General features: G+C 53.1%; 13 protein-coding genes. 5 read left to right on the top strand and 8 right to left on the bottom strand.

Annotation, left to right across the window (positions count from 1 at the left end; genetic code table 11):
• Nucleotides 1-6: 6 nt before the first annotated feature.
• Nucleotides 7-2,043 carry a protein-disulfide reductase DsbD family protein gene (locus tag ACIGCM_RS12485; protein ID WP_397502371.1) on the top strand — a complete coding sequence of 679 codons (2,037 nt, stop codon included), beginning with the start codon at nt 7-9 and terminating at the stop codon, nt 2,041-2,043.
• A 23-nt stretch (nt 2,044-2,066) separates the two neighbouring features.
• Nucleotides 2,067-2,696, top strand: a complete 630-nt coding sequence (locus tag ACIGCM_RS12480) for an FMN-dependent NADH-azoreductase (RefSeq protein ID WP_397502370.1) — start codon at nt 2,067-2,069, stop codon at nt 2,694-2,696.
• A gap of 36 nt (nt 2,697-2,732) precedes the next feature.
• Here the strand turns inward: ACIGCM_RS12480 and ACIGCM_RS12475 are convergent, their stop codons facing one another.
• Nucleotides 2,733-3,437 (bottom strand): glutathione binding-like protein, encoded by a 705-nt coding sequence (locus ACIGCM_RS12475; protein ID WP_397502369.1) that lies wholly within the window; start codon nt 3,435-3,437, stop codon nt 2,733-2,735.
• Between the two features lie 102 nt (nt 3,438-3,539).
• Here ACIGCM_RS12475 and ACIGCM_RS12470 point away from each other — a divergent pair, with 102 nt between their 5' ends.
• Nucleotides 3,540-3,977, top strand: a complete 438-nt coding sequence (locus tag ACIGCM_RS12470; RefSeq protein WP_397502368.1) for an HIT family protein — start codon at nt 3,540-3,542, stop codon at nt 3,975-3,977.
• An 81-nt stretch (nt 3,978-4,058) separates the two neighbouring features.
• Here ACIGCM_RS12470 and ACIGCM_RS12465 read toward each other — a convergent pair whose 3' ends face one another.
• Complete coding sequence (locus tag ACIGCM_RS12465) at nt 4,059-4,682, bottom strand: CGNR zinc finger domain-containing protein (RefSeq protein ID WP_397502367.1); 624 nt, start codon at nt 4,680-4,682, stop codon at nt 4,059-4,061.
• Between the two features lie 79 nt (nt 4,683-4,761).
• On the opposite strand from ACIGCM_RS12465, the gene ACIGCM_RS12460 reads away from it, so the two are divergent.
• Nucleotides 4,762-5,604, top strand: coding sequence for an alpha/beta fold hydrolase (locus ACIGCM_RS12460; RefSeq protein WP_397502366.1), 843 nt, complete (start codon nt 4,762-4,764; stop codon nt 5,602-5,604).
• On the opposite strand, the gene ada is transcribed toward ACIGCM_RS12460, so the two are convergent.
• The 3 genes from ada to ACIGCM_RS12445 form a co-directional block, all read right to left on the bottom strand.
• Complete coding sequence (ada, locus tag ACIGCM_RS12455) at nt 5,601-6,680, bottom strand: bifunctional DNA-binding transcriptional regulator/O6-methylguanine-DNA methyltransferase Ada (protein ID WP_397502365.1); 1,080 nt, start codon at nt 6,678-6,680, stop codon at nt 5,601-5,603. The two genes, ACIGCM_RS12460 and ada, sit on opposite strands and share 4 nt — an antisense overlap.
• A 635-nt stretch (nt 6,681-7,315) precedes the next feature.
• The gene (locus tag ACIGCM_RS12450) at nt 7,316-7,660 is read right to left on the bottom strand and encodes an FKBP-type peptidyl-prolyl cis-trans isomerase (protein WP_397502364.1); all 345 of its coding nucleotides are present in this window, start codon (nt 7,658-7,660) and stop codon (nt 7,316-7,318) included.
• Between the two features lie 28 nt (nt 7,661-7,688).
• Nucleotides 7,689-8,150 carry a MarR family winged helix-turn-helix transcriptional regulator gene (locus tag ACIGCM_RS12445; protein ID WP_397502363.1) on the bottom strand — a complete coding sequence of 154 codons (462 nt, stop codon included), beginning with the start codon at nt 8,148-8,150 and terminating at the stop codon, nt 7,689-7,691.
• Nucleotides 8,151-8,422: 272 nt separating this feature from the next.
• Between ACIGCM_RS12445 and ACIGCM_RS12440 the strand changes: the two genes are divergently transcribed.
• Entirely contained in the window at nt 8,423-8,848 is a 426-nt protein-coding gene (locus ACIGCM_RS12440) for an organic hydroperoxide resistance protein (protein ID WP_397502362.1), read from the top strand.
• A 64-nt stretch (nt 8,849-8,912) separates the two neighbouring features.
• Here the strand turns inward: ACIGCM_RS12440 and ACIGCM_RS12435 are convergent, their stop codons facing one another.
• The 3 genes from ACIGCM_RS12435 to ACIGCM_RS12425 are packed head-to-tail and all read right to left on the bottom strand — an operon-like array spanning nt 8,913 to nt 12,107.
• Nucleotides 8,913-9,257, bottom strand: a complete 345-nt coding sequence (locus ACIGCM_RS12435) for a YdbL family protein (RefSeq protein WP_397502361.1) — start codon at nt 9,255-9,257, stop codon at nt 8,913-8,915.
• Between the two features lie 11 nt (nt 9,258-9,268).
• A complete protein-coding gene (locus ACIGCM_RS12430; protein ID WP_397502731.1) occupies nt 9,269-9,418 on the bottom strand; it encodes a YnbE family lipoprotein in 150 nt (49 codons plus the stop codon).
• A gap of 55 nt (nt 9,419-9,473) precedes the next feature.
• The gene (locus ACIGCM_RS12425; RefSeq protein WP_397502360.1) at nt 9,474-12,107 is read right to left on the bottom strand and encodes a YdbH domain-containing protein; all 2,634 of its coding nucleotides are present in this window, start codon (nt 12,105-12,107) and stop codon (nt 9,474-9,476) included.
• Nucleotides 12,108-12,783 lie beyond the last annotated feature (676 nt).

Here is a 12,783-nt window from a genome sequence, read left to right as displayed (position 1 = left end):
CTGCTTATGCCTATCGCATCTTTCAAGGCGCTGTTTGTTTATCTGTGCCTGTGTTTCGTGCCTGCTGTTTGTGTTGCAGCCGACATGCCCGCTCAAGATGAGGTATTAATTGCTTCATCGCTGGTAGCTGAAAGCCAAACGCCAGCCGCGGGAAGTCACACTACAATCGCCATCTACATGCAGCCGCAAGGTGAATGGCATGGCTACTGGAAGCAGCCCGGGGATGTCGGTCTGGCACCCAAGTTAAGCTGGCATTTGCCCCAGGGTGTTAGCGTCGGGGAGGCGGCTTATCCGGTGCCACAGACTCTGCTTGTCGATGGTTTGATGAACCATGTGTATGAGCATCCTTATGCCCTGTTATTGCCGCTGCATATTACTAAAGAAATTGCTGCTGGAACCCCGTTAGAGATAGGTCTGGATATGCAGTATTTGGCCTGTCGCTATGATGCCTGCGTGCCCGAGCGTGCCTCATTAAATCTAACGCTAATGGTTGGCGACGGAGCTAAGGATCCAACCCGCCAACAACAATTCGCACAGTGGCGTCAGGCCTTGCCTAGGCCGCTGGGGTCAAAGGCCAGCTTCAATATTGATCAGGGTGTATTGCAGCTTAAAGTGCCACTTCCGGCCTCTATGCAGATCGAGCAACCGCATCTGTTTTCAGCGCGCAAAGATGCGGTTAAAAATGCAGCGCCACAGCGCTTTGAACGTAAAGGCGATGTGCTGATTATTGAGACTCAAGCGGGAAGCCAGCCATTCGACTCATTAAGTGGCGTTTTGGCGATCGGTAATGGCTTAGGGCTTGAGTTTGAGGCCACGGCTGATGCCGCGCCGAGCAGCAGTGAAAGCACCTTGAGTGTGACCTTGCTGGCGTTAGCCGGGGCTGTAGTCGGTGGTTTATTGCTGAACTTGATGCCCTGCGTATTTCCAATACTCAGTCTCAAGGCACTGAGCATTGCCCGTTCAAGTAGCAACGCGGCCACGGCAAGAGCAGAGGCGGTTGCCTATTCGTTAGGCGTGATAGCAGTGTGTTTGTTGCTCGGTGGCTTGCTGTTGGCATTACGTGCCGGGGGCAGCCAAGTGGGTTGGGCTTTTCAACTGCAAGACCCGCGGGTGATTGTCGTTTTGCTGCTTCTTACCAGTGCAATCGCCTTTAACCTTTCAGGGTTATTTGAGTTGTCGTCCCTAAGTGCTGGCACGAGCCTGGCCGAACGAAAGGGGGCCGCGGGTGCATTTTGGACTGGCGCGCTGGCAGCTTTCGTCGCCACTCCTTGTACCGGTCCATTCATGGCGGCTGCACTAGGCGCTGCGTTGATCCTGCCGACAGCGGCGGCCTTGCTGGTATTTGCTGGGCTTGGTTTCGGCATTGCATTGCCATTTCTGTTATTGGGTTTTATCCCGCCGTTGCAGCGCCGCTTACCTAAGCCGGGTCCCTGGATGCAAACGCTGCGCAATGTGCTTGCGGTGCCGATGTTCATAACGGCGCTGGCATTACTCTGGGTGCTCAGTCAGCAAGTCAGTGCTAATGCGTTGATCGTCGTGATTGGCTGTGCCATGTTGCTTGCTCTTGGTTTGTGGGCAACGGGTTTACGTCAGCGGTTGTTCAAGAGAGCGGCTTGGCTGCCTGCCGTATTGGCGACGGTGCTGGCACTTGCTCTTGGGATCAGCCAAGCCAGTCACAAGCCTGTGACTGCAGTGGCTCAACCCGATCAGTTAGTGTTTGATGAAGCTAAGCTGGCGAGATTGCGCGAAGCTGATAAGCCAGTTTTTCTGTATTTCACCGCAGACTGGTGCGTGACCTGCAAGATCAATGAGCAAGTGGCGATTGATCGAGCTGAAACCCATGCCGCCTTTGCCAAGGCTGGTGTGGTGGTGATGCGGGGCGACTGGACCAATGGTGATGCAAAAATTACTGAGTTCTTAGCCAAACATGGTCGCTCAGGTGTACCGCTGTACCTCTGGTATAGGCCGGGTGAGCCAGAGCTAAAGGTCTTGCCACAAGTGCTTACGCCCAGCGCGCTGCTGGAACCACTCGCGAATAAATAGTTTCGCAAGGATAGGGGATATCGATGAAGACGCTCTTGGTGATAAATGCCAGCCCTAACAAAACTCAATCCCATAGCCGGTTACTCACTGAGCGTTTTGTCAGCCTTTGGCAGCAACAACATCCTGAGGATCATTTCATCTTTCGCGAATTGGGCAATGAACCAATCCCCCATGTTGATCAGCAGTGGGTCAAGGCTGCGTTCACGCCGCCAGAGGCAAGGGACACTGAGGACAACCAAGCCATCGCTTTTAGCGACTTGCTGGTTAAAGAGCTACAGGCCGCAGACGTTATTGTACTTGGCAGCCCAATGCATAATTTGTCTGTACCTAGCAGCCTGAAAGCCTATATCGACCAAGTGATAAGGATGCAGGTCACCACCACGCTGGCACCGGGTACTCCCGGCAGTCCCTATGTTGGGTTGCTGCATAACAAGCAGGCTTATTTATTGTTGGCGCGTGGTGGTTACGGCTTTGGTAAGGGTGAAATCTATGAGCACATGGATTTTCAAGAGCCCTATTTGAAGGCAATCTTGCTTATGCTCGGGATCACCGATGTGACAAGCATCAAAGTCAATCAAACCGCCATGGGCGAGACGTCGAGGTTAGCTTCGTACGAGCACGCCCTGGCGCAAGTGGATGCGCTTTTTATTTAGCCGCAGCGCTGCAACCTCACGCCGCATGTTAGTCGATTAACCACGGCTTGGAATGTTCAAGCCACGTTTAACAGCAGGGCGTTCGACGAATTTATCCAGTACGCGTTTGATGTTCGGGCATTTGTGGAATTCGACCAACTCGCCTGCGTCATAGAAGCCAATCAGATTACGCATCCACGGGAAGATGGCGATATCGGCGATGCTGTAGTCGTCACCCATAATCCATTCGCGGCCCTCTAAGCGCTGCTCTAATACGCTGAGCAGGCGCTTGACCTCTTCCACGTAGCGGTCGCGGGGTCGTTTATCTTCAAAGTCTTTGCCGGCGAATTTATGGAAGAAACCCAGTTGGCCGATCATCGGGCCAATGCCACCCATTTGAAACATCACCCATTGCAGGGTTTCATAGCGCAGGGCCGGGTCGCTCGACATTAGCTGGCCGGTTTTTTCCGCGAGATAGACCAGCATGGCGCCGGACTCAACAAGAGCGAGCGGCTGGCCGTTCGGCCCGTTGGGGTCGATCATCGCCGGGATTTTGTTGTTGGGGTTAAGCGACAGATATTCCGCTGAAAACTGGTCGCGGGTCTCGAAATTCACTAGGTGTGGCTCATAAGCCAAGCCGATCTCTTCGAGCATGATCGACACCTTGACGCCGTTCGGTGTTGGCAAGGAATAAAGTTGCAGGCGCTCGGGGTGAGTGGCTGGCCATTTCTGGGTAATCTTAAATGCGGATAGATCTGGCATATAGGCTCCTGGTTTCAAGGTTATGCGAATAGTGCAGTGGATTTATCTGACACGGCAAAACCGGTATGGTTACAGCTTAATCCACGGATAACGGAAACACTTATGAGCTTGCATGGCGATTACGACTCTCAAAACATTTTTGCCCAGATCATCCGTGGCGATGCGCCGTGCTACAAGCTCTATGAAGACGATGATGTGTTGGCATTTCTCGATGTGTTTCCGCAGTCATTTGGCCACACGCTGGTAATCCCTAAGCGATCTGCCGCACGCAATATGCTTGATGTTGACACCGACAGCCTGTGCAAGGTCATGCAAGTGGTGCAGAAAATCACCCGAGTTTTGGTTGCTGAGCTAGAGCCCGCTGGCGTTCAGGTTGCGCAGTTCAATGGCGCGCCTGCTGGACAAACGGTGTTCCATATCCACATGCATGTGATCCCACGCTTTGCTGGTGAAGACCTTGGCATTCATGCCAGTGCCAAAGCCGATGCAGCCGAACTTGAAGCCTTGCAGGCACGCTTGATTGCCCGCTTAAAAGCCTAAGCGCGGTGTTTGGGCCGTCTAAGCTGCTCGCTGATGGCCCCAAATACCAAGGCCCCTCAACGACAACGCTTTAGTAAGGCGTTATGTGTTGTTTTCATTTTGATAGAAGCGCCGTGCCTTTGCCCGGTTGCCGCAGGTGCTCATGGAACACCAGCGTCGTTTGCGGCTGCGTGAGGTGTCGATAAACATCCATGAGCAGGCCTCACATTCTTTGACCTGCTGATACTTCCCGCCAGTCATGGCTTGGTTCAGATGCAGTGCCAAACGGTACTTGATGGTCAAAAACGCTGCTTGGTGTGAGTCAATGCGCCAGTCGGAGGGCTGACCTGGCGCGTGGTGCAACTGAGCAGAGGCCAATGCCTGCTTGATAACCGTCTGCACACGCTTCGCCGCAACGGCGTGCGGTTCCTCACCGGAGGCGAGTGCATGCAGTAGCGCATGCACCGCCTCACGCCACTGGATTACCTGACTCAGTTCGTTATCAGCAGTTGCTGAGTCGGCTTGAGAGTGCTGCAACAACCGTTGATATTCATCGTTATCAATCAATTGGGAGGCTAAACCCCAGTCAAATAATGCCGGGCTGGAAGCGAGCCTTTCGTTTTCGCGCGCTTTGCTTTTACCACCCGTGGTGTTGAGGAAGTCGAGCAGCAGGTCTTCTGCGATGAAGTCTGCCGCAGTCCAGTATGGGTTTTCGATTGTGTTCATTTAACCCCTTTAAAAGATAATAAAGGTTAGGTATGGTGAAAAATATTCTAACCTTTAAATAAGCTAAAAGGGGTTAAATATGAATGCCGCCGATCAATCATTACCGCTGCCACACAGTTTTGAGTATGCCGGTCAGCAGGTTCGTTACGGCGTGATGGGCGATGGCCCTGCATTGGTTCTGGTGCATGGCACGCCATTTTCGTCTCAGGTTTGGCGGCGTATTGCGCCGCTTCTCGCCACTCAGTATCGGGTCCATTACTTTGACTTGCTTGGCTATGGGCAGTCAGAAATGGCCCAGGGGCAGGATGTTTCGCTGGGTGTGCAAAATGGCTTGCTGGCTGGGTTGATCGAGCATTGGGGGCTGGATGAACCTCATCTGGTTGCCCATGATTTTGGTGGTGCTACGGCCTTGCGTTGCCTGATTCTCAACCAAATAGACTACGCAACACTGACCTTGATTGATCCGGTGGCAATCGCTCCGTGGGGCTCGCCATTTGTGCAGCACGTGCGTCAGCATCAACAGGCATTCAGCGGTTTGCCGGGTTATATCCATCAGACGGTTGTCGCTGCCTATATTCAGGGCGCGGTGTATCAGCCGATGCTTGATAGCGACTTGATGCACTATCTGAAGCCCTGGCTGGGCGAGGGCGGGCAAGACGCTTTCTATCGACAGATCGCGCAGATGGATCAGCGTTATACCGATGAAGTGCAAAGTGCCTATGATTCGATTGAATTCCCGGTTTTGTTGATCTGGGGCGAGCAGGATCAATGGATACCGGTTGATCGCGGCATGGAGCTGGCGCAAAAAATTCGTAACTGCCAAATGGTGCGCGTGCCGAATGCAGGGCATCTGGTCCAAGAGGATGCACCGGAAGCTATCATTGCGGCGTTGCTGAGATTTTTACATAGCCAAAGCGGTTAATTTTGCGACTCACGCTCCAGCAGTTGCTGTTTGCGATCGATGCCCCAGCGATAGCCCGACAGGTTGCCGTCGCTTCTGACTACCCGGTGGCAAGGGATGGCAACTGCAAGCTTATTCGCACCGCAGGCTTGGGCGACGGCCCGGAATGATTTGGGTGCGCCGATTAACTGGGCGATTTCAGCGTAGCTGGCGGTTGTGCCCACGGGGATATTGCGCAGGGCTTGCCAGACGCGCTCCTGAAACGCCGTGCCGCGAAGATCCAGCGGTAGGTCCAGCCCGATTGCTGGTGCTTCAATAAAGCCGACGACCTTGGCAATCAGTTGTTCAAATGCTTTGTCAGCGCCAATCAGGTTGGCATGAGCAAAGCAGTCTTGCAGTTCATGGACCAAGGCTTCGGGCTCATCGCCAAGTAAAATCGCGCACACCCCACGGCTGCTTTGTGCAACCAGAATCGCCCCAAGCGAGCATTGGCCAACCGCAAAGCGGATGTCGGTATTAGCTCCGCCTGCACGGTAGTCGCTGGGCTTCATGCCCAGTAACTCTGCGCTGCTTTCATAGAAGCGGCTGCTGGCGTTGAACCCCGCATCGTATAAAGCTTCTGTGACCAAACCGCCTTTTCTCAGTTGGCCGCGCACCTTGCGCGCGCGGTTTGCCGTGGCGTAGGCCTTGGGCGTCAAGCCTGTGGCCGCTTTGAACAGGCGGTGAAAGTGATAGGGGCTAACGCCCAGTTGTTCAGCCAACTGATTCAAGCTCGGTATCTGCTCGGCATGCTGGATAATCTGGCAAGCTTTATTGACCAGTTGCGCATGCTGTTGGTTGAGTGAAGTGTCGCCGCAGTTGGCCCGCTTGCAAGGGCGATAGCCCGCGTCAACGGCGTGTTCTGGTGTGTCGAAAAATTCGACATTGCTCAACTTAGGACGCCGTGAAGGGCAGCTTGGGCGGCAATAAACGCCCGTGGTTTTAACCCCGTAGACAAAGGGCATATCCAGAGAAGGATCGCGCTGAAGCACACGCTGCCAGCGTGGGTCCTGTTCGCTTATTGTTACTTTAGCGGTTGTAGATTTGGCCTGTCTCATCGCAGTGCCCACAAGCTATGAAGTTGATTGAAGCTTAAGGGGTTAGATCGAAAGTAAAACTCCGAGTCTTGCTTTGTAATTCGTAGACCTTGATTAGTAGCATGGCCGACACTTTTTTTGCCACCATTTTGGCTCATGCAAATTGGCGTTGTGTGCCGGTTTGCGGTGGCCAAGCTTCGCGTTGGCCACCCTACGATGGCCACCGTTTGCAGCCATAAATGTACGCTTGTGGGAAACGCTCTTGTAAGGTGTCGACGCCTTTTTCGGCCACCATTTTGGCCGATGCGAATTGGCGTTATGTGCCGGTTTGCGGTGGCCAAGCTTCGCGTTGACCACCCTACGATGGCCACCGTTTGCAGCCATAAAGGTATGCTTGTGGCAAACGCTCTTGTAGGGTGGTCGACGCCTTTTTCGGCCACCATTTTGGCCGATGCAAATTGGCTTTTGTGCCGGTTTTCGGTGGCCAAGCTTCGCGTTGACCACCCTACGATGGCCAACGTTCGCAGCCATAAATCTACGCTTGTGGCAGACGCTCTTGTAGGGTGGTCGACGCCTTTTTCGGCCACCATTTTGGCCGATGAAATTGGCGTTATATGGCGAGTAATGACGGCCACTCATTGATGACCTATGCGCGGCTAGCCATCATCTCGAGTCAGCACTTCAAGCAGTTCGATTTCGAAAATCAGATTTGAGTGTGGTTTGATGTGCTGACCCATTGAGCGCTCGCCGTAGCCCAGTTCTGAGGGTACAAAGAGCTTGCGTTTGCCACCGACTTTCATGCCCATCAGGCCTTGATCCCAACCTTTAATGACCCGGCCTGTGCCAATTACACACTGAAAGGGTTTGCCGCGATCATAGGACGAATCGAAGGTCGTACCGTCTTCAAGTGTGCCGTGATACTGGGTGGTGATCAGTGCGCCTTTGACTGCTGCTTTACCGTCGCCGAGAACGATGTCCTCGATAATTAATTCGTTGCTCATTAGTGTTCTCAATCAGTCTGTAGCCATTTCAGTCGTTGTCCAGCGATTCGCGCAAGTGTTTGCGTAAGGTCACCAAGGCTTGTTTGATCTCTTCAAGCTGCTCCATGGGCAAGCCAGTGGCTTTGAGGATGCAGCCCGGAATCGTTTTAGCCTGTTCATGCAAAGCGCGACCTTTGGCGGTTAGATGCAGCTCTACCACGCGCTCATCTGCTTTGGTGCGGATACGTTGGAGCAAACCTTCGGCTTCAAGGCGTTTAAGCAGCGGTGTCACAGAGCCCGGGTCGGTGAGAAGGCGGGCACTGATTTCGCCCACGGTGATGCCGTCCGTTTCCCAGAGCACCAACATCGCCAGATATTGCGGGTAGGTGAGCCCCAGTTCTTGCAGCAAGGGCTTATAGGTTTTGGTCATCATGAGCGATGTTGAATGCAAGGCGAAGCACATCTGGTTATCCAGCAGCAGGGCATTGCATGGGTCAAGCGGGGTGTTCATCGAGATGACCTGTGTGCGGGAGAACAAGGCAATTAAGTTAACGCACTAACAGCCTCTACGCCAATAAGCTTTGGCCTTGCTGAGGGCAATCGCAAAAGGTGATTGAGCCGCTCAATCATGGCGATAGATGAATTATTTGTTAATTATATTGCGCGCTAAATAAATGCGCGCTAATATTTTCTCAAGATCAACGGGAACGCTAAGCTGAACAAGCAAGTTCTTGTTGCAGTTTTGAAATCACCCACTTATTTGAGTACCAAGAGGAAATTGCTATGTCGATCGAAACTGTTGCGTATCGTGCTTATGCTGAAGCCACTGGCGGCCGTGATGGCCGTGCTGTTTCTTCCGATGGTGTGCTTGATGTTGCCCTGACCACACCAAAAGAACTGGGTGGAGCAGGCGGTGAGGGTACAAATCCTGAGCAACTGTTTGCCGCGGGTTACTCTGCTTGCTTTATCGGTGCGATGAAGTTCGTAGCGGCGCGCGACAAGCTGCAGATTCCGGCAGATGCTTCGATTGAAGGGATTGTTGGCATTGGTGCAATTCCCAATGGTTTCGGGATCGAAGTTGAGCTGCGCATAAGCCTGCCAGGCCTCGATAAAGATGCCGCGCAGACACTGGTTGAGCGCGCTCACATCGTTTGCCCATACTCAAACGCCACCCGTGGCAACATTGATGTCACCCTGACGTTGGTGTGATGCTGTGATCAAAAGCAACAAAGGCGCCTAAATGGCGCCTTTGTTGTTTGGTTTGGCTGCAGCCCTACTTTTTAACCCACTGACCGCCTTGCTGGATGTACTGACCAGAAGGGGTTTTCTCAATGGCTTTCTTACCGGCAATGGCTTCTACCGCGCTGACTTCAATGCCGTTCTTCTCGGCCAGTTTCTTGTACTCATTGCGCCGTGCGTCGTTAATCAGTTTGGCAATTTCATCGGCATTGCCGCCGGGTTTAACCACACCTAAATAACCGGTTTGCATTTCGCCCAACTGGCCGGACGATTTAGCCCCGCCGAGTGCCGACATGGCATCATTTAGGTTCATGGCAAAGGCAGGAATGCTCAGGCTGAGCAGCAACACCAGGCTGGCGATACGTTTATACAGGGTCATGTGTTAGCTCCTTAAAACAGTCCGCTTGATTCGTTAAACATGCTGTCGAGTTCTTTATCGACCTTGATGTAAATCTCGTGCTCGATTTTGACGTTGAGATTGATATTGATGGGCTCGTTTGGCACCGCAAGCTGGACTGTTGGTGTACAGGCCACACTCATCAAAGCCAACGTCAGAGCGGCTAAACCGTTGCGTAAACGCATGCTGCGTGCTCCCTCATTGATTGTCCTTTGGCGTTGTTTGTTGCTTCCGTTTGAGAATGAATTGCTGGACGCGTTGCTGAACGATATCACTGACCTTATCGCTGAGCTGGATGCTGGCCAACAATGTTGGAATGTTTTCTTCCAGGTTGATATTGAAGTTGATCGGTCGTCCTTTCTCGATTGCCGGGTTTCTGCCTTCCAAACGCAGGGCGAGTAAGAGCTGGCCTTGCGGGTCGTAGCTGACACCACTGGAAAGGGTGGTGTAGTGGAAGTCTTCGAGCGACTGCGCGACCAATTGCATGGCTGGATTACTTTTGCCCATGGCTTTGATTTTGTCGTTGTCGAATTGTAAACGCCCACCGGGTTGTCGCGCGTGGATTTGGCCTTGATTCACGCTGAACCCCGCAGCGTTAATGTGCAAAGGAATCGAGCCGTCAATCAAACCGCTGCCTGACAAGCCTTGGGCTGGGTACGCTGCAAACAGGTTTTCCAGTTTTAAGCCTTTTAGGGTCAGCGGGAAGAGCAGTTCAGGCCGCGCTAGATCCCATTGTTCGGCTGGTAAGGTGACCTGTCCGCCAAGTATTTGGGCCGTGGCCTGCTGCAACTTAAGCTGGCCTTTATCGAGTGCACTGATTGTGGCCTTGTAACTGCCACGCAGGTCGATAGGGCCAAGCGCTATACCCGGATTTGCCTCCGCTAGGGTTAGATGTTCGACCTCGGCCTGGAGTCGTTGGTTCGCCAGACTTAATTGCACCTCAGTGGTCAGGCCGCTAAATTCGGTACGGTCATAAATGCCTGAAAGCCCTTTGCTGGTGAGATCCAGGGTTACTTCTGGGTGACCACCTGGGGCTTGGTGCAGATTGGCCTTGGCACTGATCCGACCATTATTGAGGTCGAGCAGGGCTGGCCAACTGGTAAGGGTGCCTTTGATAGGGTTGCCTGCACGTAGGAAGACCTCAGCGAATTTGGCGTCTAACTGAACACCCTTTTGGGCGTCGTTGAGTGCAATCAACTGGGCTTCTAGACCCGATCCAGCTGTCAGCGAGCCTTCCAGTCTTTGTTTTTGTGCATCGGCCTGTAGTTTGCCTTTGAGGGTCCAACTTTGCGGCTTCACCGCTGACTGCTGCAGCGACTTAACGCTGAGGGCAAAGGGGCCGCTGATTTGCCAATCACTGAGCGCAGAGTCGTTCAGCTGGGCTGTTAGGTTGAGCCCTGCTGTTGTGGCTTCGAGGCCGCTGGCACGCACTTCAGGGTGATTCAGCTGCGTCAGTTGCAGGCGTGAACCTTTAATTAGAGTGAGCCAGACTTGCTGCGCGTCAGCATAGCCATTGAAGGCCAGGGCCGCGTTGATACCATCCGCTTTCCAGTCCCCCAGTTGCAGCGTTTTGCTATTGGCCTTGAGCCTTGCGTCGCGTAGTTGCACAGCCCAAGGCAGAGTGTTGGCCAGCGCGAGGTGGGCCTGCAACTCAAAGGGGCTAGCACCACGGCTACTGATATTGAGGTCCAGCGGCAAATTGCGTCCGCGCAGTTGTTCTTGCAGAGGGTTTGACGCCTCATCTTGCAGCTCAGCAGGCTGCACATTTAGGGTGAACGCATCATTTTCCAGTGCTTCTGGCAGTTGGTTGCGCAGTGTTTCAGCGAGGTGTTGCAGCGTTAGATTCGCTTTAATTTGCTTGGCCAGCCATTGCCCGTTTTGGGCATCTAGAGCCAGACTGAGTTCGCCTTGAACCTGACCAACACCTGGCACTGGCCAAGGCTCGGGTAGGTGGGCGGTGGCGGTAATGGTGCCTGTTGCCTGTTGCAGCTGTTCAAGGCTGATCGCCCCGGCAGGCAACTTTAGTTGCCAATTTGCGGATAACGCAGCTGCATGTGGCGCATCAGGTAATTCAACCTTTGCCGGCAAAGCCCACTGGCGCAGCCAGCCTTGCAAGGTGCTGGCCTGGCTCAGGTTGGGCGCAGCTATAGCGCCGCTAAGTTCGCTGCTTGGTTGCCCAGCAGCATCGGTCAGCTTGTGATAACTGATAGTCACGCCAAGCTGTGGTTGTTCGTCGACTTGAAGCGCCAATTGCAGTTCTAAATCGGTTTCTGAGCGGTGCAACTGGCCATCTACTGTCAGCAGTTCCCCTTGACTCTGTAGGTTGCTCTTAAGGGTCATAGCCAATGGCTGTTGTGAGGTTTTGTTGAGCGTTAAATCGCCTTGCAGAGTGCAGCGTCCTTGCGCGCAAGGCAATTGGGCAGTGAACTGTTGAATTGTGAGTGATTGCGGTGCCAGAACCAGCGGGCCAAGCAACTGCAGCAGATCAATGGCGGGTGAGGGTGCAGGCGCGGCGCTGGGTTTGCCTTGCCAGTCTAGGTTGAGTGTTTCGAGTTCAATGTGCTGCCAGAAGGGGGTGACTGTACTGAAGTCCTGCCATTTTAGGATCAGCCCTTGGGCGTCAATGCTGAGGTTCGCGTTTTCACTCTGTTGGGCGATGGAGAGTGTTTGCAGATGAATGCCGTCAAGGGAGATGGATACACCTTGCCAGTCGAAATGACTGATCTGTTGACGCTGTAAAAAGCGCTGCCAGCTGACGGCAGCAAAAACAGCGAGCAAACATAGAAGCACAATCAGCCCGGCTAATCGCAGCCAGGTTTTTCGGCTAATCATGGGTAACCTTCCATTGCGTGAACTCGGGCAATCAATTGCGATGAAACCTCTGAAGACGACGGTGTTGAGTGATTGTGCTTCGGCTCGCTACAGCATGGGATGACGTTAGCGCATGCTGCTACTGCTGCCAATGCAGATGTCCGCGGCTTTGTGCATGAGCACCATCAAGACCATTTGCTGCTGTAAGCAGAGATGTCGGTGCGTCTCAAATGGTTCCGGTTTATGCGCGCCGAATGTTTGCCGTTACCGGTAATAAGCTGATCGACCGGTTAACTAGGTGAGAATTGGCCACGCCGACAAAATTATTTGGCTGTGTGCGAATTTGTCGCAGATTTATTTACCTTGAGCGTTCAGGTCGGCTGGAGATCGCTTGGCTACTGGGGTTGCAAATTATGGTCAAGACTTTGACGCCTGCTGGCGCGGATTTAAAGATGGTAAATATGCGCTCTATTAGGGCATTTCTGACCTGCGGTAAATTGACTTGTGCACAATTTCAATGCGCCTTATCAAGCTTGTTTCAAAGAGCGCCGTAAATCATTGATTATTCATAGAGATTTTTTAAGTCAATGAAAAATATCAATTTTTTTTGCTGGTGAAAAAATCGTCAGTTTAAGCTCAGCCCCCATACTACAGGCGTTCACAGCGCTTGCTCCCATCTTGTCCACCGAGTTATCCA

It is taken from the genome of Pseudomonas sp. NPDC078700 (assembly GCF_044542375.1).
In the GTDB taxonomy this organism is placed as follows: Bacteria; Pseudomonadota; Gammaproteobacteria; order Pseudomonadales; family Pseudomonadaceae; genus Aquipseudomonas.
The sequence above is the reverse complement of the archived record's forward strand: the minus strand, read 5'-3'. Positions and strand labels throughout refer to the sequence as shown.